General features: G+C 60.4%; 23 protein-coding genes. 19 read left to right on the plus strand and 4 right to left on the minus strand.

From position 1 onward, the window contains the following. Positions 1-143 precede the first annotated feature (143 nt). The 13 genes from QMZ29_RS23025 to deoD all read left to right on the plus strand — a co-directional run bounded on the left by QMZ29_RS23025 (position 144) and on the right by deoD (position 13,263). Positions 144-449: a helix-turn-helix domain-containing protein gene (locus tag QMZ29_RS23025; protein ID WP_060434177.1), complete on the plus strand. Its 306-nt coding sequence runs from the start codon at positions 144-146 to the stop codon at positions 447-449. Between the two features lie 3 nt (positions 450-452). After that, complete coding sequence (locus QMZ29_RS23030) at positions 453-1,718, plus strand: type II toxin-antitoxin system HipA family toxin (RefSeq protein WP_043136059.1); 1,266 nt, start codon at positions 453-455, stop codon at positions 1,716-1,718. 146 nt (positions 1,719-1,864) lie between these two features. Then, positions 1,865-3,454, plus strand: a complete 1,590-nt coding sequence (gene prfC / locus QMZ29_RS23035; protein ID WP_025305208.1) for a peptide chain release factor 3 — start codon at positions 1,865-1,867, stop codon at positions 3,452-3,454. Between the two features lie 517 nt (positions 3,455-3,971). Further along, on the plus strand, positions 3,972-4,586 hold the full coding sequence (osmY, locus tag QMZ29_RS23040; protein WP_025305209.1) for a molecular chaperone OsmY: 615 nt from the start codon (positions 3,972-3,974) through the stop codon (positions 4,584-4,586). Between the two features lie 161 nt (positions 4,587-4,747). Beyond that, positions 4,748-4,909, plus strand: a complete 162-nt coding sequence (locus QMZ29_RS23045; protein ID WP_004857650.1) for a DUF1328 domain-containing protein — start codon at positions 4,748-4,750, stop codon at positions 4,907-4,909. Between the two features lie 68 nt (positions 4,910-4,977). Beyond that, entirely contained in the window at positions 4,978-5,163 is a 186-nt protein-coding gene (locus QMZ29_RS23050) for a CsbD family protein (protein ID WP_025305210.1), read from the plus strand. 10 nt (positions 5,164-5,173) lie between these two features. After that, positions 5,174-6,292 carry a patatin-like phospholipase family protein gene (locus QMZ29_RS23055; RefSeq protein WP_060434182.1) on the plus strand — a complete coding sequence of 373 codons (1,119 nt, stop codon included), beginning with the start codon at positions 5,174-5,176 and terminating at the stop codon, positions 6,290-6,292. Next, positions 6,289-7,071 (plus strand): TatD family hydrolase, encoded by a 783-nt coding sequence (locus QMZ29_RS23060; protein WP_197835642.1) that lies wholly within the window; start codon positions 6,289-6,291, stop codon positions 7,069-7,071. Before QMZ29_RS23055 ends, QMZ29_RS23060 begins: the two co-directional genes overlap by 4 nt. A 183-nt stretch (positions 7,072-7,254) precedes the next feature. After that, on the plus strand, positions 7,255-8,532 hold the full coding sequence (locus QMZ29_RS23065) for a NupC/NupG family nucleoside CNT transporter (protein WP_055312699.1): 1,278 nt from the start codon (positions 7,255-7,257) through the stop codon (positions 8,530-8,532). A 370-nt stretch (positions 8,533-8,902) separates the two neighbouring features. Further along, positions 8,903-9,682: a deoxyribose-phosphate aldolase gene (deoC, locus tag QMZ29_RS23070; protein WP_025305214.1), complete on the plus strand. Its 780-nt coding sequence runs from the start codon at positions 8,903-8,905 to the stop codon at positions 9,680-9,682. A gap of 66 nt (positions 9,683-9,748) precedes the next feature. Then, positions 9,749-11,071, plus strand: a complete 1,323-nt coding sequence (deoA, locus tag QMZ29_RS23075) for a thymidine phosphorylase (RefSeq protein ID WP_043136047.1) — start codon at positions 9,749-9,751, stop codon at positions 11,069-11,071. A gap of 70 nt (positions 11,072-11,141) precedes the next feature. Next, the gene (gene deoB / locus QMZ29_RS23080) at positions 11,142-12,365 is read left to right on the plus strand and encodes a phosphopentomutase (RefSeq protein WP_043136044.1); all 1,224 of its coding nucleotides are present in this window, start codon (positions 11,142-11,144) and stop codon (positions 12,363-12,365) included. Between the two features lie 166 nt (positions 12,366-12,531). Then, positions 12,532-13,263, plus strand: a complete 732-nt coding sequence (deoD, locus tag QMZ29_RS23085; protein WP_004933059.1) for a purine-nucleoside phosphorylase — start codon at positions 12,532-12,534, stop codon at positions 13,261-13,263. Positions 13,264-13,432: 169 nt separating this feature from the next. On the opposite strand, the gene QMZ29_RS23090 is transcribed toward deoD, so the two are convergent. After that, positions 13,433-14,116 carry a YtjB family periplasmic protein gene (locus tag QMZ29_RS23090; RefSeq protein ID WP_197833287.1) on the minus strand — a complete coding sequence of 228 codons (684 nt, stop codon included), beginning with the start codon at positions 14,114-14,116 and terminating at the stop codon, positions 13,433-13,435. 110 nt (positions 14,117-14,226) lie between these two features. On the opposite strand from QMZ29_RS23090, the gene serB reads away from it, so the two are divergent. The 4 genes from serB (at position 14,227) to QMZ29_RS23110 (ending at position 19,510) form a co-directional block, all read left to right on the plus strand. Further along, the gene (serB, locus tag QMZ29_RS23095) at positions 14,227-15,204 is read left to right on the plus strand and encodes a phosphoserine phosphatase (protein ID WP_016929162.1); all 978 of its coding nucleotides are present in this window, start codon (positions 14,227-14,229) and stop codon (positions 15,202-15,204) included. A gap of 19 nt (positions 15,205-15,223) precedes the next feature. After that, a complete protein-coding gene (gene radA / locus QMZ29_RS23100) occupies positions 15,224-16,609 on the plus strand; it encodes a DNA repair protein RadA (RefSeq protein ID WP_025159617.1) in 1,386 nt (461 codons plus the stop codon). Positions 16,610-16,667: 58 nt separating this feature from the next. After that, a complete protein-coding gene (gene nadR / locus QMZ29_RS23105) occupies positions 16,668-17,942 on the plus strand; it encodes a multifunctional transcriptional regulator/nicotinamide-nucleotide adenylyltransferase/ribosylnicotinamide kinase NadR (protein ID WP_025305219.1) in 1,275 nt (424 codons plus the stop codon). Positions 17,943-18,076: 134 nt separating this feature from the next. Next, the gene (locus tag QMZ29_RS23110) at positions 18,077-19,510 is read left to right on the plus strand and encodes a glycosyltransferase family 39 protein (RefSeq protein ID WP_025305220.1); all 1,434 of its coding nucleotides are present in this window, start codon (positions 18,077-18,079) and stop codon (positions 19,508-19,510) included. A 31-nt stretch (positions 19,511-19,541) separates the two neighbouring features. Here QMZ29_RS23110 and QMZ29_RS23115 read toward each other — a convergent pair whose 3' ends face one another. After that, positions 19,542-20,543, minus strand: a complete 1,002-nt coding sequence (locus tag QMZ29_RS23115; protein ID WP_049205434.1) for a zinc-binding alcohol dehydrogenase family protein — start codon at positions 20,541-20,543, stop codon at positions 19,542-19,544. A gap of 97 nt (positions 20,544-20,640) precedes the next feature. On the opposite strand from QMZ29_RS23115, the gene QMZ29_RS23120 reads away from it, so the two are divergent. After that, entirely contained in the window at positions 20,641-21,552 is a 912-nt protein-coding gene (locus tag QMZ29_RS23120) for a LysR family transcriptional regulator (protein WP_025305222.1), read from the plus strand. A 26-nt stretch (positions 21,553-21,578) separates the two neighbouring features. On the opposite strand, the gene QMZ29_RS23125 is transcribed toward QMZ29_RS23120, so the two are convergent. Continuing rightward, positions 21,579-22,586, minus strand: a complete 1,008-nt coding sequence (locus tag QMZ29_RS23125) for an NADP-dependent oxidoreductase (RefSeq protein ID WP_060434188.1) — start codon at positions 22,584-22,586, stop codon at positions 21,579-21,581. 14 nt (positions 22,587-22,600) lie between these two features. Continuing rightward, positions 22,601-23,569 (minus strand): SDR family NAD(P)-dependent oxidoreductase, encoded by a 969-nt coding sequence (locus QMZ29_RS23130; RefSeq protein ID WP_089181657.1) that lies wholly within the window; start codon positions 23,567-23,569, stop codon positions 22,601-22,603. 162 nt (positions 23,570-23,731) lie between these two features. Here QMZ29_RS23130 and QMZ29_RS23135 point away from each other — a divergent pair, with 162 nt between their 5' ends. Next, positions 23,732-24,637, plus strand: coding sequence for an AraC family transcriptional regulator (locus QMZ29_RS23135; protein ID WP_089181658.1), 906 nt, complete (start codon positions 23,732-23,734; stop codon positions 24,635-24,637). Positions 24,638-24,736 lie beyond the last annotated feature (99 nt).

A 24,736-nucleotide genomic window follows, 5' to 3' on the forward strand; every position in this document is an offset into this window, starting at 1 on the left:
CTGTTTATTGTTTGCATTCCCTTTTACAACTAAAAAGTTGTTTCTTCATTAATTTACATCAAAAAAGTTGTTTTTCACTGTCTCGACAACTAGTTTGTTGTTTATTGCTGGTGAGACAATCAATGCGTTGTTTGGAGGCGCGGATGAGAAAACTATCCGAAATATCAGCGTTGCTGAAAGAAAAACGCAGTGAGTTGGGTTGGAGTCAAAAAGACTTTTTAATGAAGATTGGCATGACCCAACAGCAATATCAGCGTATTGAAGCGGGGAGCGATCTGCGGGTAAGCACGTTGCTACGAATATTGGCGGCGATGAATTTGGAATATGTCATCGTGCCAAAAAAGTCTGCCCGTGATGTGGAGTGCCTGCTGCAACAGGAAGTGAGTAGCGCACCGGAAGTCGGTAAGCCGCAGGATTTTGAAAAAAAACTGAAAGATCTCGAGGACTAGCTGATGAAAGGGCTGCGACAGGTTGAATCGGTACAGGCATTAGCCTTGATATTGCATGGCGTGCGTGTTGGCGTGCTGGCGCATTACAGCGGCGGCAGAAACATCCTGACGTTTGATCCACACTACCTCGCTTTGCCGGAGCGTGTTCGTCCTTTGTTTACGCTCAGGCAGAAGGCGCACGCGGGGTATCTTGAGCAAGTTTTACAGTCATCGCAGCGTCTGCCGCCCGTTTTATCCAACTTGTTACCCGAAGGCGCACTGCGCGCTTGGGTGGCACAGTCGTTGAAAGCCCATGTGAATGAGGAGTTTCCTTTAATTGCCTGGGCCGGTGGAAACTTGCCGGGAGCGCTTGAAGCACGGCCGTTGGCTGCCAGTGACATACCCGCCTGGGCGTTAAGGTCGCGCGGCGAGTTGGAAGCCGTGCAAATTGATGTTGGGATGGAGGCGCAAAAGTTTTCTCTGGCAGGGGTACAAATGAAATTTTCCTCTGTGCGCAAAGAGGGCCGCTTCAACATTTCTTCTCAGGTGGGCGCTGATAGCTGGATCATTAAAACGCCTTCAACGGTTCATCGTCATCTCCCTGAAAATGAATATACGGCAATGCGTTTGGCGCAAGCCATCGGCGTGGATATTCCTGATATTGAGCTGGTTGAACTGACACGACTTGAACACTTGCCTGATATTCGCTTGGCGGATGAACCCTATGCTTATGCCACCCGTCGTTTTGACCGCAGCGAAAGCGGGCGAGTGCATGCAGAAGATTTTGCCCAGATATTCGAGATTTACGCGCACGATAAATACCGCGGCAAAAATTACGATCAAATAGCGGCTTATCTCTATGAGTATGGCAGTGAATCTTTAGCGGATGTGCAGCAAATGGCGCGCCGTCTGTTGGCGAATATTTTGCTCGCCAATGGCGATGCGCACGTAAAAAATTGGTCCATGTTCTATCCAAACCAGACTGATATTCGGCTTTCTCCCGCTTATGACATCGTCACTACGTTGGCTTATATTCCTGGTGAGTCTGAGGCTGCGCTCAATATGGCGAAGGAAAAGCGCTGGGATAGGATCTCAATGCAAACCTTCGAACGCTGGGCTGAGCGGGTCGATATTCCCTGGTCTGCGATACGGGTGCACCTGGTGGATGCCATCGACAAGGCGCGAAATTTGTGGCCGGCCTTATTGGAAGAGCTGCCGATGGCGGACGATCACAAATCGGTATTGCGCCGGCATTGGGCCGCTTTGTCTCCCGATTTCCGCCTGCGTTAGCGGGAAATCGGATCCATTGATTGTCACCGGTTGGCAAATCGGCGAAAATGCCCGGCTGTTATCTTTTATTCACCGCTTTGCCCGGCGCCGCGATCGGCGCGTTCTGATGATGTCGCAGGGCGGACTAACCGTAGAACCTGAAAACCATGTCTCCTAGTGAATTTGCCCGCGAAGTCTCCAAAAGAAGAACTTTCGCCATCATCTCGCACCCCGATGCCGGTAAAACCACCATTACCGAAAAAGTGCTGCTGTTCGGACAGGCGATCCAGACCGCCGGTACGGTAAAAGGCCGCGGCTCCAGCCAGCACGCCAAATCCGACTGGATGGAAATGGAAAAGCAGCGTGGGATCTCGATCACCACCTCGGTGATGCAGTTCCCGTATCGCGACAGCCTGGTCAACCTGCTGGATACCCCGGGGCACGAAGACTTCTCCGAAGATACGTATCGCACCCTGACCGCCGTGGACTGCTGTCTGATGGTGATCGACGCCGCCAAGGGCGTTGAGGATCGTACCCGCAAGCTGATGGAAGTCACCCGTCTGCGCGACACGCCGATCCTGACCTTCATGAACAAGTTGGACCGCGACATCCGCGATCCGATGGAAGTGATGGACGAAGTCGAGCGCGAACTGAAAATCGCCTGTTCGCCTATCACCTGGCCGATCGGCTGCGGCAAGCTGTTCAAAGGCGTTTACCACCTGTACAAGGATGAAACCTACCTGTACCAGACCGGTAAAGGCCACACCATTCAGGAAGTGCGCATCGTCAAAGGCCTGAACAACCCGGAACTGGATATCGCCGTGGGCGAAGATCTGGCGGCGCAGCTGCGCGATGAGTTGGAACTGGTGCAGGGCGCTTCCCACGAGTTCGATCAGGAGGCCTTCCTGAGCGGCGAGCTGACGCCGGTGTTCTTCGGTACCGCACTCGGCAACTTCGGCGTGGATCATATGCTGGACGGCCTGGTGGCCTGGGCGCCGGCGCCGATGCCGCGTAAAACCGACACCCGTGAAGTAACGGCGGCGGAAGAGAAATTCACCGGTTTCGTGTTCAAGATCCAGGCCAACATGGATCCGAAGCACCGCGACCGCGTGGCCTTTATGCGCGTGGTGTCCGGCCGTTACGAGAAAGGCATGAAGCTGCGCCAGGTGCGCACCGGCAAAGACGTGGTGATCTCCGACGCGCTGACCTTTATGGCCGGTGACCGTTCGCACGTGGAAGAAGCCTACCCGGGCGACATCATCGGTCTGCACAACCACGGTACCATTCAGATCGGCGATACCTTCACCCAGGGCGAAGACATGAAGTTCACCGGCATCCCGAACTTCGCGCCGGAACTGTTCCGCCGCATTCGCCTGCGCGATCCGCTGAAGCAGAAACAGCTGTTGAAGGGGTTGGTGCAGCTGTCCGAAGAGGGCGCGGTGCAGGTGTTCCGCCCGATCGCCAACAACGATCTGATCGTCGGTGCGGTCGGCGTGCTGCAGTTCGACGTGGTCGTGGCGCGTTTGAAGAGCGAGTACAACGTGGAAGCGCTGTATGAGTCGGTCAACGTGTCGACGGCACGCTGGGTCGAGTGCGACGATGTGAAGAAGTTCGAAGAGTTCAAGCGCAAGAACGAGATCAACCTGGCGCTGGACGGTGGGGACAACCTGTCCTACATCGCGCCGACCATGGTGAACCTCAACCTGACGCAGGAACGCTATCCTGACGTGACCTTCCGCAAAACCCGCGAACACTGATAACTCTGCAGGGCGCCCGGTGCGCCCTGCCAGCTCCCCGTATTCTCACTCCGCTAATTAATAAAACTTCCTCATATTTTATCCTGCGAATCGACATCGCCAAGGCGAGACGCGATTGGCCTGCGTTTTCCGCCGCATGGTCTATCTTTAACGAGATGTCCGCACATTGCTTGAGAGTAAATCACTGCAATACGCTGATTGTTTGGTTAGTTATTCTGATGTGTTGCCGATAGGAGACAGTCTGTTTCCTTAAATATCAATGAGATGACTATTTTACCGTTTCGTGTCACTTAGTCTGTCGTCAATAGGCGACAGTTTTTTGATTAAAAATCCGGCTCAACGCTTCTTTTGCTTGATTTTAAAGGTGTTTATTGAGTTGGCACGGCTGTTGCAATATTCCTATCGTGAACGCTTAATCGTATAGCGATGATGAAGTATTTACCGAGAGGCCGCGTGAAGGTGGCTGAAGGGTTCCGGCACTCTGGCGCTGCGGGCCCCCAACAAAAGGAAGAGATCGATGAAAAAGACCAAATTTGCACACTCGCTGATGGCTGTTGTTTTGGGTTCTGCTTTGGTGAGCGGCACTGCGCTAGCCGAAGACAGTCTGCTCAACAAGGCGTCTAACGCCGCGGACAGTGCCGGTGCCAAAATCGATAGCTCCATGAAAAAAGTTGACGGTTACATGGATGACAGCGCGATAACGGCTAAAGTTAAAAGTGCGTTGGTGGACGATAAGACCATCAAAAGCACTGACATTTCGGTGAAAACCGAAAAAGGCACCGTGATCCTGAGCGGGTTTGTCGGCAGCCAGGCGCAGGCGGAGCATGCAGTTGCGGTTGCCGGCAAGGTGGAAGGCGTCAAAACCGTTAGCGACAAGCTGCACGTGAAAGATGAAGCCAATCAATCGATCAAATCGTATGCCGGCGACACCGCCACCACCAGTGAGCTGAAAGCCAAGCTGCTGGCCGATGACATCGTGCCGTCGCGCAATGTGAAAGTGGAAACCACCGATGGCGTGGTGCAGCTTTCCGGTGAAGTGAAAACGCAGGCGCAGTCTGAGCGTGCCGAAAGCATCGCCAAGGCTATCGATGGCGTGAAAAGCGTGAAAAACGACCTGGTGGTTAAGCAGTAATCCCGCCAGGCGCCCGTAACAAGTAACAACAAGCCGCATCTGTCGGGCCGTCAAGGCGGCCCGACGTGTACCACCAAAAAAAGAAACTGATTTGCCGTCGATGTCCCGTTGTCGGGGCGGTAGACGGCAGCGAATTTTTTCACAATGGTAAGGAGAAGCTTATGTTTCGTTGGGGCATTATCTTTTTAGTTATCGCGCTTATCGCTGCGGCACTGGGGTTCGGTTCGCTGGCGGGCACCGCCGCCTGGGCGGCTAAAATCGTGTTCGTCGTCGGCATCATCCTGTTCCTGGTCAGCCTGTTCACCGGCCGCCGGCGCCCTTAGCCGGCCGGCATTTTCCCGTAAACTGTAACAAAGCTTAACTCCTTTTCTCACGTCGGGGAGGGCCGGACATGAACAGTGACATCATCGTCGGGCGCTGGAAACAGCTGAAAGGCCAGGTATGGCAGGCGTGGGCCGAATGGTCCGGCAGCGATTGCGCCTGGCTGGCCGGCAGCAACGATTTCCTCGCCGGCGTACTGCAAGAGGATTACGGAAGAGAGCGAGACGCGGTATCCTCGGAGAAAACGTCTCACTGAGGATGCCAAGTTGGGATACAGAATACCCATCACGCTCGGCAATATAGAACCGCTGGCGTCTAAACCCTTTCGGCCAGGCAAAATGGCGCTGGTCTGCGAAGGCGGCGGCCAGCGCGGCATTTTCACCGCCGGCGTGCTGGACGAGTTTCAGCGCGCGGGCTTTAACCCTTTCGATCTGCTGATCGGCACATCGGCCGGCGCTCAGAATCTGTCTGCCTATATCTGCGGGCAGATGGGCTACGCGCGCCGGGTGATCACCCGTTACACCACTTCGGCACAGTTCTTCAATCCGCTGCGCTTCGTGCGTGGCGGGCATCTGATCGATCTCGATTGGCTGGTTGATACGGCGGCGGCTCAGATGCCGCTGGCGATGGACGTGGCGGAACAGCATTTTACCGACGGGCGCGAATTCTTACTGTGCGCCTGCCGCAGCGACGATTTCGAGCCGACCTATCTGCCTGCGCAGCGCGAACGCTGGCTGCCGGCCATCAAGGCATCCAGCGCCATTCCCGGCTTCTATCGCCAGGGCGTGGAGCTGGACGGCGTCAGCTATCAGGACGGCGGCATCAGTGATGCGATCCCGGTGGAAGAGGCCTATCGCCGCGGCGCTGACACTATCGTGGTGATCCGCACCGTGCCTTCGCAGATGTACTACACCCCGCAGTGGATGAAGCGCATGGAGCATTGGCTGAGCGACAGCAGCCTGCAGCAGATGGTGCGCATCCTGCAGCATCACGAGCAAAGCTATCACCGCATCCAGCGCTTTATCGAAAAACCGCCGGGCAAGCTGCGCATCTTCGAGATCTTCCCGCCGAAGCCGCTGGCCAGCAATGCGCTGGGCAGCCGATTGGGAGCGCTCAATCAGGATTATCACCTGGGGCGCCGCTGTGGCCGCTACTTTCTGGCCACCGTCGGCCAGTGGATGGCACAGCCGGAGCCCGACGGCATCAAGGTGCGAAAAGCGTTGTCGCGCCGCCTGATCCAGCCGGAGAACGTCAGAATGCCTTCGCCGATCGTGACCGACATCGCCATGCCCGCCGAGCGGGCGGCGCAGCCGGAGGCGGCGGTAGCGGCGCCGAAAATCATCCTGCCGGGCGATCTGCCGCCGGGTGAAGGGGGGGCGCTGTGAGTTACGCCTTTACCGATACCCACTGCCATTTCGATTTCCCGCCCTTTACCGGGCATGAAGTCGAGAGCCTGGCGCGGGCGGCAAGCGCCGGCGTGCAGCGCATCATCGTCCCGACGGTCACTGCCGATCGCTTCGCGCGGGTGTTGCGGCTGGCGCAGGAGCATGCGCCGCTGTTCGCCGCGCTGGGTCTGCACCCGCTATATATCGCGCAGCATCATGAGCCGCAGCTGGAACAGCTGGCGATGCTGTTGGCCGAACGGCCGCACAAGCTGGTGGCGGTGGGGGAGATCGGGCTCGATCTGTATATGGACAACCCACAGTTCGAGCGGCAGCAAAGCCTGCTGCTGGCCCAGTTGAAGCTGGCGAAACAGTATGACCTGCCGGTGATCCTGCATTCGCGCCGCACCCACGATCAGTTGGCCGCCGCGCTGCGGCGCATGCAGCTGCCGCGTCGCGGTGTGGTGCACGGCTTTGCCGGTAGCCTGTCGCAGGCGCAGGCGTTTATCCGCCTCGGCTATTACATCGGCGTGGGCGGCACCATCACTTATGAGCGGGCGCAGAAAACGCGCGGCGTGATGGCGCAGCTGCCGCTTGAGGCGCTGCTGCTGGAGACCGATGCGCCGGACATGCCGCTGGCCGGCTATCAGGGGCAACCGAATCGCCCCGAACGCGCCGCCGAGGTGTTTCAGACGCTGTGTGAACTGCGGTCGGAGTCGGCCGACGAGATCGCCGCCCACCTGCAACGCAATACCCAAGCGCTGTTCGCCATGCCGAATTGAGGTCTGCATAACGTGACCTACGTCACGTTATAAGATTTTCATTTGCGTCTCGTTGTATACATTTGTGACATAAATCGGTGCGAGGGTGACCTCGCTCAGTATAATCCCCCCGAAACTCTCCAATAGCAGACCTCTCTTCATGAGCAGGGATGTATTTTATTTTTTGCAACAGGGAAACTTTGCATGCAACTCATCATGAGTCTGGTCGGTATGGCGGTGCTGATCGCCATTGCGGTGCTGCTCTCCAGCAACCGCCGGGCCATTAAACTGCGCACCGTCGTGTGGGCGTTCATCATCCAGATCGGCATCGGCGCGCTGGTGCTGTATGTGCCGCTGGGTCGCAGCATCCTCGGCAGTATGTCTAACGGTGTGGCAAACGTTATCGCCTACGGCAATCAGGGCATTTCGTTCATTTTCGGCGGGCTGGTGTCCGACAAGATGTTCGAGGTGTTCGGCGGTGGCGGCTTCGTGTTCGCGCTGCGCGTTCTGCCGGTGATCGTGTTCTTCTCCTCACTGATTGCGGTGCTGTACTACCTCGGCATCATGCAGTTGGTGATCCGCGTTCTGGGCGGCGGCCTGCACAAGCTGCTGGGCACCTCGCGCACCGAATCGCTGTCGGCGACCGCCAACATTTTCGTCGGCCAGACCGAAGCGCCGCTGGTGGTGCGCCCGTATATCGCCACCATGAGCCAGTCAGAACTGTTCGCTGTGATGTGCGGCGGCCTGGCCTCGGTGGCCGGTTCGGTGTTGGCGGGGTACGCGCAGATGGGCGTACCGTTGGAATACCTGATCGCCGCGTCCTTCATGGCCGCGCCGGGCGGGCTGCTGTTCGCCAAGCTGATGGTGCCGGAAACCGAGCAGACCCACGATAAAGACGACGCGATGAAGCTGATCGCCGAAGAAGATCGTCCGGCCAACGTGATCGACGCGGCGGCTTCCGGCGCGGCTTCCGGCATGCAGCTGGCGCTGAACGTCGGTGCGATGCTGCTGGCGTTTATCGCGCTGATCGCCTTGCTTAACGGCATTCTCGGCGGTATCGGCGGCTGGTTCGATTACCCGCAGCTGTCGCTTGAACTGATCCTCGGCTGGGTGTTCTCGCCGATCGCCTTCCTGATCGGCGTGCCGTGGAGCGAGGCGATGACCGCCGGTTCGTTTATCGGTCAGAAGATTATCGTCAACGAGTTTGTCGCCTACATGAACTTCGGCGCCTATCTGCGCCCGGACGATGTGGTGGCGGCAGAAGGCCTGCAGGTGCTGTCAACGCACACCAAGGCGATCATCTCCTTTGCGCTGTGCGGTTTCGCCAACCTCTCCTCGGTGGCGATCCTGCTGGGCGGTTTGGGCAGCATGGCGCCCAACCGTCGCCATGACATCGCGCGCTTCGGTCTGAAAGCCGTGGCGGCGGGCACGCTGTCCAACCTGATGAGCGCCACCATCGCCGGTTTCTTCCTGGCGCTGTAAGCCTTCACGGAGCCCGCGACGGCGCGACCGATCGCGGGACTCCGCCTATACTCTAAGCAACGTGGGTGTTTGTCGCACCCGCGATCTTCAGCCGCTTCTTTAGCGAATTTGTGAACGATATCGCGTTATTTTGTGATGTTCTTCACATATAATTCCGGTCTGTTACAGTGCTATTTCATATAATGTGACGATGAACGCGAATCGCCCCCGGCATTCGTGTTCAAATAGCTATTACTGGCCGGCCGCAAGGCGGGTGGCCATGTGCGGTGAGAAGGATCTCAGTTGCCGCCGCGGGAACGCCGTTCCCCTGCGCTATCTTCATGGAACCAAGTCCGCTCGCCAACACCCAGGTACTCAGTTGGAGAGTTTTATGACCGAATTAACCGCAGCAGCGCAACGTGCGCTGAACTTGATGGATTTAACCACGCTGAACGATGATGACACCGACGAGAAAGTGATCGCCCTCTGTCGTCAGGCCAACAGCCCGGCCGGCCACACGGCGGCCATCTGCATCTACCCGCGTTTTATCCCGGTGGCGCGTAAGGCGCTGCGCGAGCAAGGCACGCCGGACATCCGTATCGCCACCGTGACCAACTTCCCGCATGGCAACGACGATATCGACATCGCGCTGGCGGAAACCCGCGCGGCCATCGCCTATGGCGCGGATGAAGTGGACGTGGTGTTCCCTTACCGCGCGCTGATCGCCGGCAACGAACAGGTCGGCTTCGAGCTGGTGAAACAGTGCAAGCAGGCATGCCAGGCGGCCAACGTGCTGCTGAAAGTGATCGTCGAAACCGGTGAGCTGAAGCAGGCCGATCTGATCCGCAAAGCGTCCGAGATCGCCATCAAGGCCGGGGCGGACTTTATCAAGACCTCCACCGGCAAGGTGCCGGTCAACGCCACCCTGGAGAGCGCCGAGCTGATGATGTCGGTGATCCGCGATATGGGCGTGGCGAAGACCGTGGGCTTCAAGCCGGCCGGCGGCGTGCGCACCGCGGAAGACGCGCTGCATTATCTGCAACTTGCCGATCGTATTCTGGGCGAGGGGTGGGCCGACGCGCGGCATTTCCGCTTTGGCGCTTCCAGCCTGCTGGCCAGCTTGCTGACCGCGCTGGGCCACCAGACCCAGACCGCCGGCGGCGGTTACTGATCGATTTCGTTGGCGGGCGCCTGGCGCGCCCGTCTGCACCGACTCTCGGCGACACAGGGGGATGCCTTGTTCCTGGCTCAAGAAATTATTCGTAAGAAACGCGACGGCCAGCCGTTAAGCGAAGCGGAAATCCGCTTCTTCATCAACGGCATTCGCGACAATGTGGTGTCGGAAGGGCAGATCGCCGCGCTGGCGATGACCATTTATTTCCATGACATGAGCATGCCGGAGCGCGTGGCGCTCACCATGGCGATGCGCGATTCCGGCACCGTGCTGGACTGGAAGAGCCTGGCGCTGAACGGCCCTATCGTCGACAAGCATTCGACCGGCGGCGTGGGCGACGTGACCTCGCTGATGCTCGGCCCGATGGTGGCGGCCTGCGGCGGCTATGTGCCGATGATCTCCGGCCGCGGCCTGGGGCATACCGGCGGCACGCTGGACAAGCTGGAAGCCATTCCGGGCTTCAATATTTTCCCGGACGATAACGCCTTCCGCAAAATTATTCAGGACGTCGGCGTGGCGATCATCGGCCAGACCAGCTCGCTGGCGCCGGCGGACAAACGTTTCTACGCCACCCGCGATATCACCGCCACCGTGGATTCGATCCCGCTGATCACCGCCTCCATTCTGGCCAAGAAGCTGGCGGAAGGGCTGGATGCGCTGGTGATGGACGTGAAGGTGGGCTCGGGCGCCTTTATGCCGACCTATGCCCTGTCGCAAGATTTGGCGCAGGCGATCGTCGGCGTGGCCAACGGCGCGGGCTGCAAGACCACCGCGCTGCTGACCGACATGAACCAGGTGCTGGCTTCCAGCGCCGGCAACGCGGTGGAAGTGCGCGAAGCGGTGCGCTTCCTGACCGGCGAATACCGCAACCCGCGCCTGCTGGAAGTGACGCTGGCGCTGTGCGTGGAGATGCTGCTGTCCGGCGGCCTGGCGCAAGACGAGGCCGATGCGCGCGCCAAACTGCAGGCGGTGCTGGACAACGGCAAAGCGGCTGAGGTGTTTGGCCGCATGGTGGCAGCGCAGCAAGGGCCGATAGACTTCGTCGAACGTTATGATAGCTATCTGCCGGCGGCAACGCTGAGCAAGCCGGTGTATGCTGAAAAGCCGGGCATCATCAGCGCCATGGATACCCGTGCGCTGGGTATGGCGGTGGTGTCGCTGGGCGGCGGCCGTCGCCGGGCAAGCGACGCCATCGACTACAGCGTTGGCCTGACCGAGGTGGCGCGCCTGGGCGATAAGGTGGATACCCAGCAACCGCTGGCTATGATCCACGCCAACGATGAAGAGAGCTGGCAGCTGGCGGCCGATGCGGTGCGCAGCGCAATGACGCTGAGCGACAAGGCGCCGGAAGCGACGCCGGTGGTGTATAAGCGCATCACGGAATAACCCAAGAATCAGGAACGACCGCGGCTTTTTCGCGGCCGTCCAAAGCGTGAGAACACGCAGGAGAGCACAGATGAAACGTACATTTATTATGGTATTGGACTCCTTCGGTATCGGTGCCAGCGAAGACGCCGAACGTTTTGGCGATCGGGGTTCTGACACCCTGGGCCATATTGCCGAAGTTTGCGCGCGTGGTGAGGCCAACGTGGGCCGCCAGGGCCCGCTGACGCTGCCTAACCTGAGCCGTCTGGGCCTTGGCAAAGCGGCGGAAGAGTCCACCGGCAACTTCCCGCAGGGGCTGGATCGCAACGCCGATATCATCGGTGCTTACGCTTACGCCAGCGAACTCTCTTCCGGTAAAGACACGCCGTCGGGCCACTGGGAAATCGCCGGCGTGCCGGTGCTGTTCGACTGGGGTTACTTCAAGGACGAGCACAACAGCTTCCCGCAGGCGCTGCTGGACAAACTGGTCGAACGCGCCAAGCTGCCGGGCTACCTGGGCAACTGCCACTCATCCGGCACCGTGATCCTCGATCAGCTGGGCGAAGAGCACATGAAAACCGGCAAGCCGATTTTCTACACCTCCGCTGACTCGGTGTTCCAGATCGCCTGCCATGAAGAAACCTTCGGCCTGGATCGTCTGTATGAGCTGTGCGAAATTGCGCGTGAAGAGCTGACCGAAGGCGGTTACAACATCGGTCGCGTGATCGCGCGTCCGTTCGTCGGCGATAAGCCGGGCCACTTCCAGCGCACCGGCAACCGTCACGATCTGGCGGTAGAGCCGCCGGCGCCGACAGTGCTGAAAAAGCTGGTGGACGAGAAGGGCGGCGAAGTGGTGTCGATCGGTAAAATCGCCGACATCTACGCCAACGTTGGCATCACCAAGAAGGTGAAGGCGACCGGCATCGATGCGCTGTTTGACGCGACCCTGATTGAAATGGAAAAGGCCGGCGATAACACCATTGTGTTCACCAACTTCGTGGACTTCGACTCCTCTTACGGCCACCGCCGCGACGTGGCGGGCTACGCCGCCGCGCTGGAGCTGTTCGACCGCCGCCTGCCGGAGCTGCTGAAGCTGGTGAAAGACGAAGACATCATCATCTTCACCGCCGACCACGGCTGCGACCCAACCTGGCCGGGCACCGACCACACCCGCGAGCACATCCCGGTGCTGGTTTACGGCCCGAAAGTGAAACCGGGCTCGCTGGGCCACCGCGAGACCTTCGCCGACATCGGCCAGACCGTCGCCAATTACTTTGGCCTGTCGCCGATGGATTACGGTAAGACCCTGTTCTAAGCTCTGTCTTTCAAGCCGTAGCGTTGTTAGCTTCACGCGTGAACCCCAGTCGCTTACTCAAGTAAGCGACTGGGGATTCACCCGCTAGCTGCCTGGCTGCAACTCGACATTCAAGGCTTAGATGTTTGACGTTTTTATTAAATAAGATTTCTAAAGGAAGAAAATTATGGCTACGCCGCACATTAATGCTGAGATGGGTGATTTCGCTGACGTAGTACTGATGCCGGGCGACCCGCTGCGCGCAAAATACATCGCCGAAACCTTCCTGGAAGGCGCGGTGGAAGTGAACAACGTGCGCGGCATGTTGGGCTTCACCGGCACCTACAAAGGCCGCCGCATCTCCGTGATGGGCCACGGTATGGGCATCCCGTCCTGCTCCATCTATGCGCGCGAGCTGATTGCCGAATTCGGCGTGAAGAAGATCATTCGCGTCGGTTCCTGCGGCGCGGTGCGTGACGATATCAAACTGCGCGACGTGGTGATCGGCATGGGCGCGTGCACCGACTCCAAGGTGAACCGTCTGCGCTTCAAGGACAACGACTACGCGGCGATCGCCGACTTCGACATGGTGCGCAACGCGGTCGACGCGGCGGCGGCGCAGGGCATCCCGGCGCGCGTGGGCAACATCTTCTCCGCCGATCTGTTCTACACCCCGGATCCGGACATGTTCCAGGTGATGAAGAAGTACGGCATCCTGGGCGTGGAAATGGAAGCGGCCGGCATCTACGGCGTGGCGGCGGAGCTGTACGAAGAGTTCGGCTGTAAGGCACTGACCATCTGCACCGTGTCCGACCACATCCTGCGTCACGAAGCGACCACGGCGGCGGAACGCCAGACCACCTTTAACGAAATGATCGTTATCGCGCTGGAATCCGTGCTGCTGGGCGACAAAGCGTAATACCGCGGCGGGCGTCGTCATGGCGCCCGCCTGTCAATCTATTCATTCCGCACGGCCATTTTTGGCTAACGCTTTACCTTTCAATTGGTTGTGGATCCCGTTGTTACGGACAATCTATTCACCGAAAGGACAAGAAAACGGCACGAGCGCATTCAGCGCCTGGCCTGAGTTACTCCTTCTTCGGCGCTTCCTGTTTTTTCTCCGGCGCATCCTCTTCGTCGTCTTCCACCGTATTGCCTTCTGCCAACGGCGTGTTGGCGGTCAACAGGTACGGCGACTGCTGCCAGCGGCTGCGGCGGTGTTGCAGCAGGGTGCGCGCCAGAATGATGCCGATCGCCAGCGCCAGCAGGATCATCAGGCGCAGCAGGTTGGTGGTGTTGTCCACCTGCTTGGATTCGGTTGCCAGCACGTGGGTGTCGAGGGTGATGCGGATAAAGCCGATCGGGCCGTCTTTGCCCTGAATGGATTCGACCAACTGGTGGTTGAAATAGCTGCCGGCGCGCTTGCCGTCGAGCGACAGGCGATCGCGTATACTTATCTGTTCCCCGGCGTGGGAGACCAGCGTGCCATCCTGCTGATACACGCTGACGTCGAGAATGCGGCTGTGATCGGTGAGCTGCTTGAGGATGGCGTCGATGCGCGGGGTGTTGCCGTCGTCGTCCAGCAGCGGCGCCAGGCTGTAGGCGACCTGTTTGGTCAGCGTCTGCGCCAGCTCTTCCACCTGCTCGGATCGCGCCATTTGGTGACTCAGGCTAAAATAAGAGGCGCCCTGCATCAGCAGCACCAGCAAAGCCAGGCAAATCAGGATAATAGCGGTGCGGTGCAGGCGAAATTTCAGTTTAGCGCGAGCCATGCAGGTTCCTTGGGCATCGGGGACACTTTATGTTGCCAGAACCGCTGGCGATAGGATAGCTTGATGCGTCGTTTTATCATGCAGCGTTTTTGTCCATTCAGGAGTCAATGATGTCAAACAGTCTGACCTATTGCGATCTTCCGGCGGAGATCTCTCAATGGCCGGGTCTTCCCCTTTCGCTCAGCGGCGACGAAGTGATGCCGCTGGACTACCGGGCGGGTAATACCGGGTGGCTGTTATATGGCAGAAAGCTGGACAAGGCGCGCATTACCCAATTCCAACGCAAGCTGGGCGCGGCGATGGTGATCGTCACCGCCTGGGGCGTGGACGATTATCAGGTGGTGCGGCTGGCGGGAACCTTGACGCCGCGCGCCAAGCTGCTGGCGGCGGAGAGTGGGCTGGATGTGGCGCCGCTCGGTAAAATCCCGCACCTGCGCACGCCGGGGCTGCTGGTGATGGATATGGATTCGACGGCGATCGAGATCGAGTGCATCGATGAGATCGCCAAGCTGGCGGGCGTCGGCGAGCAGGTGGCGGAAGTCACCGAACGCGCGATGCGCGGCGAACTGGATTTTACCGCCAGCCTGCGCCAGCGCGTCGGCACGCTGAAAGGGGCTGACGCCAATATCCTCAAGCAGGTGCGCGACGAACTGCCGTTGATGCCGGGGCTGACCAGCCTGGTGGGCAAGCTGCAGGCGATGGGCTGGCATGTGGCGATCGCCTCCGGCGGTTTCACCTACTACGCCGAATACCTGCGCAACCGGCTGCGGCTGGTGGCGGCGGCGGCCAACGAGCTGGAGATCCGCGACGGCAAGCTGACCGGCGAAGTGCTGGGGCCGGTGGTGGACGCACAGTTCAAAGCCGATACGCTGCTGCGGCTGGCGGAGAAGCTGGAGATCCCGCTGGCGCAAACCGTGGCCATCGGCGACGGCGCCAATGATTTGAAAATGATGCAGGCGGCGGGGTTGGGCATCGCCTACCACGCCAAGCCGAAAGTGTATGAAAAAGCGCAGGTGGCGATCCGGCATGCGGATCTGATGGGCGTGCTGTGTATTCTCACCGGCAGCCTGAAACACGAAGTGCGATAACGAAAGATTGAGGTAAGACGTGGCAAAAGCGGCAAAACGGGCATTTGTGTGCAATGAGTGCGGGGCGGACTATCCGCGTTGGCAGGGGCAGTGCAGCGCCTGCCATGCCTGGAACACCATCACGGAAGTGCGTTTGGCCGCGTCGCCCGCAGCGGCGCGCAACGATCGCCTCAGCGGCTATGCCGGCGACGCCGGCGTCAGCAAGGTGCAGAAGCTGTCGGAAATCAGCCTGGAGGCGCTGCCTCGCTTCACCACCGGCTTTCTCGAGTTCGACCGCGTGCTGGGCGGCGGCGTGGTGCCCGGCAGCGCCATTCTGATCGGCGGCAACCCCGGCGCCGGCAAAAGTACCCTGTTGCTGCAGGTGTTGTGCAAACTGTCCGAACAGATGAAAACCCTGTACGTCACCGGCGAGGAATCGCTGCAGCAGGTGGCGATGCGTGCTCACCGTCTGGGGCTGCCGACCGGCGGCCTGAACATGCTGTCGGAAACCAGCATCGAGCAGATCTGCCTGATCGCTGAGCAGGAGCAGCCGAAGCTGATGGTGATCGACTCGATTCAGGTGATGCACATGGCGGACATTCAGTCTTCGCCGGGCAGCGTGGCGCAGGTGCGGGAAACCGCCGCCTATCTGACGCGCTTCGCCAAGACGCGCGGCGTGGCGATCGTGATGGTCGGGCACGTCACCAAAGATGGCTCGCTGGCCGGGCCAAAAGTGCTGGAACACTGCATTGACTGTTCGGTGCTGCTGGACGGCGACGCCGATTCCCGCTTCCGTACCCTGCGCAGCCACAAGAACCGCTTCGGCGCGGTCAACGAGCTGGGCGTGTTCGCCATGACCGAACAGGGGCTGCGCGAAGTCAGCAACCCTTCGGCGATCTTCCTTAGCCGCGGCGATGAAGTCACTTCCGGCAGCTCGGTGATGGTGGTGTGGGAAGGCACCCGGCCGCTGCTGGTGGAGATCCAGGCGCTGGTGGATCACTCGATGATGTCCAACCCGCGCCGCGTGGCGGTGGGCCTGGAGCAGAACCGGTTGGCGATCCTGCTGGCGGTGCTGCACCGGCACGGCGGGCTGCAGATGTCGGATCAGGACGTGTTCGTCAACGTGGTCGGCGGGGTGAAGGTCAGCGAGACCAGCGCCGATCTGGCGCTGCTGATGTCGCTGGTCTCGAGCCTGCGCGATCGGCCGCTGCCGAACGATCTGGTGGTGTTCGGCGAAGTGGGGCTGGCGGGGGAGATCCGCCCGGTGCCGAGCGGCCAGGAGCGCATCTCCGAAGCGGCCAAGCACGGCTTCAAGCGCGCCATCGTGCCGCACGGCAATATGCCGAAGAAGCCGCCGGCCAACATGCAGGTGTTCGGGGTCAAGAAGCTGGCGGACGCGCTGGACGTGCTGGAAGAGTTTTATTAATGTCGCTGACGGCGAGCAAGATATGCTATTTTGTTTAGCATATTAAACGGAGGTGGCCATGCCGCAATTTGATTACCTGAAGACGTCCATCAAGCAAAAGGGTTGTACTCTGCAGCAGGTGGCGGATGCCAGCGGCATGACCAAGGGCTATCTGAGCCAGCTGTTGAACGACAAAATCAAAAGCCCGAGCGCGCAAAAGCTCGAGGCGCTGCACCGTTTTCTCGGGCTGGAGTTCCCGCGCAAAGAGGTTAAAGTCGGCGTAGTGTTTGGTAAATTTTACCCGCTGCACACCGGCCACATCTATCTGATCCAGCGCGCCTGCAGCCAGGTGGACGAGTTGCACGTTATTTTGTGCCACGACGAACCGCGCGACCGCGAGCTGTTCGAGAACAGTTCGATGTCGCAACAGCCGACGGTCAGCGATCGCCTGCGCTGGCTGCTGCAGACCTTCAAGTACCAGAAAAACATCCATATCCACTCGTTCGACGAGCAGGGTATCGAACCCTATCCGCACGGCTGGAACGTGTGGAGCGACGGCATGAAGGCCTTTATGGAACAGAAGGGCATCGTGCCGAGCTTTATCTATTCCAGCGAAGCGCAGGATGCGCCGCGCTACCGCGAGCATCTGGGCATCGAAACCATTTTGGTCGATCCCGAACGGTCGTTCATGAACATCAGCGGCAATCAGATCCGCCAGGATCCGTTCCGCTATTGGGATTACATCCCGACCGAGGTGAAGCCGTTCTTCGTGCGCACCGTGGCGATCCTCGGCGGTGAGTCGAGCGGCAAGTCGACGCTGGTCAACAAGCTGGCCAACATCTTCAACACCACCAGCGCCTGGGAATATGGCCGCGATTACGTATTTTCGCACCTGGGCGGCGACGAGATGGCGCTGCAGTACTCCGACTACGACAAAATTGCCCTCGGGCAGGCGCAATACGTGGACTTCGCAGTCAAATATGCCAACAAGGTGGCGTTTATCGATACCGATTTCGTGACTACGCAGGCGTTTTGCAAAAAGTACGAAGGGCGTGAACACCCCTTCGTGCAGGCGCTGATCGACGAATACCGTTTCGATCTGGTGATCCTGCTGGAAAACAACACGCCGTGGGTGGCGGACGGGCTGCGCAGCCTCGGCAGCAGCGCCGATCGCCTGGCGTTCCAGCGCCTGCTGGAGGAGATGCTGCGCGCCAACAACATCGAGTACGTGCACGTTGAGTCCAGCGATTACGAAGAGCGCTTCCTGCGCTGCGTCGAGCTGGTGCAACAACTGCTGGCGGCGGACGCCGGCCGGCTGGCGAATGCGCCCGCCCATCGCCACGCCGCAGGCTGAGGGAAATTAGCGTAATGTGCGATCGCGGCGGCAGAAACGGCCGCCCGGGCGCACATTTAACGGCTTGTTTAAACATGGTTCATTCGACAGCGACTAAGTTAAGATTTTCTTTACAATAACGCTCAGAAGAAGTCATGTCTTATCGCTTACTCGCTCTCTGGTTGGTCTGCTATGCCGCAGCCTGGACGCTGCTGACCGTTCATCTCGATCCTACCCTGCCTTACGACGCCGTTGAGGCGCTCAACTGGGGCCTCAACGGCGAGTGGGGCTCACCGAAAAATCCTTGGTTGGTCGGTGCGGCGATGCAGCCGGCGATCGGGCTCTCGTGGCTGCCGCTGAACGTTTACTGGTACGGCGGCCACTTCATCGCCATCGCCATCGGCATGTTGGGCGTCTGGCTATTGGCGCGCCGCCTGAGCGGCAGCACCTCGCTGGCCTGGATGGCGCTGCTGACGCTCAACCTGTCCGGCATCATCAATTTCGACATCATTCCCTACAACGACAACTACCTGTTGGTGATGCTGTGGCCGTGGATGGCGCTGTTCTTCCACCTGGCGATCTCGCGTTCGGCCAACTGGTGGCCGGCCTTCGCATTGGCCGCCGGGCTGGCGATGATGGCGAAGTACTCGACCTTCGCCTTCGTCTATTTCGCGGCGCTGTCGACGCTGTTCGTACCGCAGATCCGCCGCTGCTACCGCCAGCCGCAGTTCTATCTAGCGGTGGCGATCTGGTTGGCGCTGGTGCTGCCGAACGTGTTCTGGTTGTGGAACCACGACTTTGCCGCCTTTAAGTGGGTGGATTCGCAGATCAAGATGCAGCTCAATCTCGACATGCTGCAGTCGCTGCTGCTGGTGTTTTATCCGTCGCTGGTGCTGTGGGGGATCCTACGGCGCAGCGGGGCGGTGCTGGCCTGGCCATCGGCCTTGCCGATGCGGGTGTTGCTGTGGGTCTACCTGTTGCCGCTCGGCATCATTACCTTCTGGTTCTCTTTCAACGTCGGCGGCCGGCTGACCGAATGGCTGCAGCCGTTCTTCATGCTGGCGCCCGCGCTGCTGGTCGGTTGCGTGCGTCAGCCGCCGGTGCGTTCGCTGCGCGCGGCGACCCTCGGGCTGATGTGCGCAGCGCTGGCGGTCTATCTGGGGTATGCCGCGGTGATGCTGGGCAACGTGCGCAACGCCGGCCAGAAGATGGTGGGTATCAAGGCGTTCAGCGCCGGGGTGGAGCGGCTGTGGCAGGAGCGGTATGGCGTCGACCTACGCTACGTCGGCGGCGAATACCTGTCGCAGTGGATGACGGTGTACGCCGGTTCCCGGCCGCAGACCATTACGCGCTGGTCCAATCATACGCGGCCGAATATCTACAACGTCAACATCAGCTATCCGCAGATTGCGCAGCACGGCGTCGCCCTGTTCGGGCGGTTGGGTGAAGACTGCGCGCATAGCGATTTCGGCGGGGAGCTGGCCCACTGGCCGAAACTGCGCCTCGACTGGCAGCAGACGCTGACCTTCCGCGCCGATCCGCAGGCCGATGAGCAAACGCTGTGCGTCGGTTTCGTTCGTCCGCAATAACGGCGGCGCAGAACGCCGCCGCGATGCGAACTTAGTAAGCGATAACCAGCTTGCCTTGCATGTGGCCGCCGAGTAGCTGTTGATGTGCGGCGGTCAGCGTGTCTACCGACAGCCCGTGCAGGGTTTCGCTCAGCGTGGTGCTCAGCTTGCCCTCGTCCAGCAGCTGCGCCACTTGCTGCAGGATCTTGCCCTGTTGCGCGATGTCCGGGGTGGTGAACATGCTGCGGGTGAACATGAACTCCCAGTGCAGCGCGGCGCTTTTCAGCTTCAGCGCGTTTTGATCCAACGGCTGCGCGTTCTCGACGATGGTGCAGATATGGCCGAGCGGCGCGACCAGCTCGGCCATCGCCGGCCAGTGGCCGTCGGTGTCGTTCAGACACAGGATGTAATCCACCTGCTCGATGCCCTGCTGCGCCAGGTTGCCCTTCAGATCGCGGTAATCCACCACCAGATCGGCGCCGCGCTCACGGCACCAGGCGGCGGATTCCGGTCTTGATGCGGTAGCGATTACTTTCACCTTGCTGCGCAATGCGGCCAGCGGAATGGCCAGCGAGCCGACACCGCCGGCGCCGCCGATGATCAGCAGCGTCTTGTGCTCCGGCGCGTCCTGAATGTTCAGGTGTTCGAACAGCGCTTCCCAGGCGGTGAGGGCGGTGAGCGGCATGGCGGCGGACTCGGCCCAGTTCAGGCTGCGCGGTTTGTGAGCGGCGATGCGTGAGTCGATCAGCTGGTGGCTGCTGTTGCTGCCGGGCCGGGTGATGTCGCCGGCGTACCACACTTCATCGCCGGGCTTGAAGCCGCTGACGCTGCTGCCCACGCCCACCACGATGCCGCTGGCGTCCCAGCCAAGGACGCGTGGCTGCTGCAGGCCGCTTTTCTGCAGACCGGCGTGCACTTTGGTGTCCACCGGATTGACCGACGCCGCTTTCACTTCCACCAACAGATCGTACTGACCGGGTACCGGCATCTCCGGTGAGATTTCGATGAAACCGGCGGGGTTCTGCGGGTCTACGGCAATGGCTTTTATCGACATGATTGTACTCCTTTCAAATGATGCCTCCAGTGTAGACCCGCAGCAGTGGGGTGATAAGATGGACAATATCTAACGCAGTGTTCGTTTAAGGTGAACAATGGAATTCAAACAGCTGCAGGACATGGCGCTGTTCGCGCTGGTGGCGGAGTGCGGCAGTTTTACCGCCGCCGCGCAGCGCGTCGGGCTGCCGAAGTCCAGCGTCAGCCAGCGTATCAGCCAGCTCGAACAAACGCTGGGGCTGCGATTGCTCAATCGCACCACGCGCCAGCTGAACCTGACCTTCGCCGGTGAGCGTTATCTGGAGCATTGTCAGGCGATGATGTCCGCCGCCGAACGCGCCGATCTGGCGCTGCAGCGGCTGCGCGATAACCCGAGCGGCCGCCTGCGCATCTCGACGCCTGCCGGGCTAGGGGCAACCCTGGTGGCGCGGCTGGCGGCGGATTTTCAGCGCCAGTACCCGGACGTTTCGCTGGAGGTGTCGGTGTCCGACGCCATGGTGGATCTGGTGCAGGAAGGTTACGACGCCGCACTGCGTACCGGCAAGCCGCAGGATTCTTCACTGATCGGCCGCCGCCTCGGGTACGCGCCGCGCTATCTGTTGGCTGCGCCGTCCTATCTGGCGCAGCATCCGCCGATCGAACACCCGCAGCAACTGCAGCAGCATCGTTGCATCGCCCATCGGGCTTGGACGGCCTGGAACCTGCGCTGCGGCGACGATTATTACCGCTGGCAGCTGCCGCTGGCGCACACCACCGACAACCTGCTGTATGCACGCGAATGTGCCATTGCCGGTGCCGGCATCACGCTGCTGCCGGCGTTTCTCAGCCGCGAGGTGGTGGCGCAGAAGCTGTTGGTGGAGGTGTTGCCGGCGTGGCGTGCGGAAGGGAACGAGCTGTATCTGGTCTACCCGAGCCGCAAGCTGAATTCCCCGGCGCTGGCCTGTTTCATCGATGTGGTGCTGCAGCATCCGGCGTTCGACGACTACGCGCGCGAGCTGGCGCGGGAATGATGGCCGGGGCGCGCAGAGCCTTCTCTTCAGACGGAGGGCCGCGCCACCTGAACGATGCGCTTCCCTCTATTTTTGCCCGCCAGCAGGCCGACCAGCGCAGCGGGCAGCAGTTCGAAACCGGTGATCAGGTCTTCGATGACCGCAAGTTTTCCTTCAGCGATCCAGACCGTGAGCGCCGCCAGCGCCTGTTCTTGGCGGTGAAGGAAATCGGCCAACAGGAACCCACGCATCGTCAAGCTGTTGACGATCAACACACCGGGGATCCCGGCAGGTGCTGCCGGCGGAGAGGCCGTATCGTACTGCGATACCGCGCCGCAGCAAACGATGCGCCCCTGTTTTGCCATGTGCTGCAGACTGGTCGCCAAAATATTGCCGCCGACGTTGTCGAACAGCACATCGATGCCGTTGGGGCACGAGCGGCGCAGGGCGTCATGCAGATTTTCCGCTTTATAATCTATCGCCGCGTCGAACCCCAGCCTGTCCGTCAGCAGAGCCGTTTTGGCGCCGCCGCCGGCAATGCCCACCGTGCGGCAGCCGTGAAGCCGGGCGATTTGTCCGGCGAACATGCCTACCGCCCCCGCGGCGGCGGATACGACGACGGTTTCACCGGCCTTGGGGCGTCCGCATTCCAGCAGGCCGAAGTAAGCGGTGAGTCCAGGCACGCCGTAAACGCTGAGCAAGTGCGTATGCGGAACGATATCCGACTGCTTGAGCGCGCCTGCCGCCGGTACGACTGCGAAGGTTTGCCAGCCGGTTTCTGCCAGCACTAAATCTCCGGCGGCCAGCAGGGGAGAGCGCGACTCGACGACTTCGGCCAGCACGGTCGCAGCCATGACGTCTCCCGCCTGCAGTCCGGAACGATAGGTGACGCCCTGCATCCAGGCTCGGCTGGCCGCATCCAGAGGCACGTAAAGCGTGCGCAACAAAACCTCTTCAGGGCCGGGGATCGGCATGGGGGCCTCCCGAGTCTGAAAACAATCGACGGTCAGTTTTCCTTGCGGGAGTTTGACGAGGATGATTTGGCGATTCTGCATCGGTGGGCTCCTGATTAAATCTTGCCGAAGGCATCGACGCCGGTGAGTTGCGCCGAGAGTTTCCACAGGCGTTGGGCCTGTTCAGGATCGACGGCGTAGCTTTTTACGCCGCTGAAGGAAAAGCCGGTGTCATCGTTGCGCCGGGCGACATCGCAATCTTCGCAATACAGTCCGCCAAGGCCATTGAGTTGGGGCGATGTCGCCGCCCAGACCTGGGTTGCCGCTCCTTGTTGCGGGGTCTTCAGCATTTCCGGGTGGGCGGGTTTGCCGTTGGCGTCGATCCAGTCCAATGCGAGCATCTCTTCCTGCGAGAGATAGCGCTGTAGCGGCGTTGGGATCATGCCGGGATGCAGCGAGAAGGCGCGCACGCCGGCGTTTTTCCCCAGCTTGTCAAGCTGGAGGGCGAAGAGCGCGTTAGCGGTTTTCGATTGGCCATAGGCCAGCCACTTGTCATAGCCGCTGTGAAACTGAACGTCATTCCAGCGTATGGCGCTGGCATGGTGACCGGAAGAGGAGATGACGACAACGCGGGCGCCGCCCGCCAATGCCGGCCAGAGGTGGCTCACCAGTGCGTAATGCCCCAGGTGGTTGATCGCGAATTGTGCCTCCCAGCCTGGGCCGATACGGGTTTCAGGACAGGCCATAATGCCGGCACCGCAGATCAACATATCGAGGTGGACGCCGGTCGCCAGAAGTTGTTGCGTGAACTTTCTGATGTTGCTCAGGTCGGCCAAATCAAGCTCATAAATGTCGATGTTGCTGATACCGGCGATGGCCAGACGGGTACGGGCGATGACGGGATTGCGGGCGGCGACGATCACCTGTGCTCCCGCTTGCGTCAATGCGCGAGTCGTTTCCAATCCCAGGCCGGAATGACCGCCGGTTATCAGCGCCGTCATGCCGGCCAGTTGCCGATCTTTGAGCACGTCGGCGGCGGTGGTGGTGGCGTTAAAGCTGGTGTTGAGGGGCATTTGTCGGTTCATTGGGCGTTCCTCGCTGCGGTTGGCTGTGACACTGGGAGTGTAAGTCGGCTCTATCAGCGGCTGAATGCAACAAAAACCTAATTTCTGTCGCCATCGTCCTAAGGCCTTTGGCTGGAGCATCGCACGGGCTATGCTCTTGAAAGGGCCTTGGGGGGAGAGGGTATGGATCCTTTATCGGAAGTGCTGGCGCCACTGAACAGCCAGAATGCGTTTTTCGGCGGCCTGAAGGCCGGCGGCGACTGGGCCGTTCATTTTCCCGCTCCGCAAGGCGGGAAGTTCAACGCGGTGGTGCGCGGCGGCTGTTGGCTGGCGGCGGAAGGGCAGGCCGAGCCGCTGTGGCTGGCGGCCGGCGACTGTTTATTGCTGACTCGCAGCCTGCCGCTGACCGTTGGCAGCGACTTGTCACTGCCGGCGCTCGACGCCGACGCGCTCTATCTGCAGGCGAAAAACGGCATGGCGAGCTGCGGCGAGGGGGAAACGTGCCTGTTTATCGGTGGCCGCTTTAGCTTCGGCCAGGAAGTGGAACGGCTGTTTGGCAGCCTGCCCGCGCTGATGGTGATCCGCGGAGGCACGGAAGAGGCTGCCGTGCTGCAATGGGCGTTGCAACGGCTGGCGGATGAGCTGGTTAGGCCTTCGCCGGGCAGTACGTTGATGACGCATCATCTGGGGCAAATCATGTTGACCCAGGCACTGCGGATTTACCTGATGGGGGAGGAGAGTGCGGCGTCGGGTTGGCTGCCCGCCTTGTTCGATCCGCGCATCGGCGCCGCGATGCTGGCGGTGCACGCCGATCCCGCCCGGCGCTGGACGGTGGCGGCGTTGGCCGACGCGGCGAGCGTTTCCCGTTCGACGTTGGCGCTGCGCTTCAAGCAGAAGGCCGGCATGGCACCGCTTGAATACGTGTCGCGCTGGCGCATGTTGCTGGCGGCGCGGGCTTTGCGTACCGGCAGCGAACCGGTGTCCGTCATCGCGCAGCGTTTGGGATACGACTCAGACAGCGCGTTCAGCCACGCCTTTAAGCGCATGATGGCATGCTCGCCGCGCGACTATCGGCGGGCGCGGGCATAAAAAAAGGCGCCGCATGCGGCGCCTTTCGTATTACTTTGACCCGTCCTGAATAGCGTTGACACATTTTACTCACGCACAGAGGAAAATGTGATGAACCAG

It is taken from the genome of Serratia sp. PF-27 (assembly GCF_030053255.1).
GTDB classification, from domain to species: Bacteria; Pseudomonadota; Gammaproteobacteria; order Enterobacterales; family Enterobacteriaceae; genus Serratia; species Serratia bockelmannii.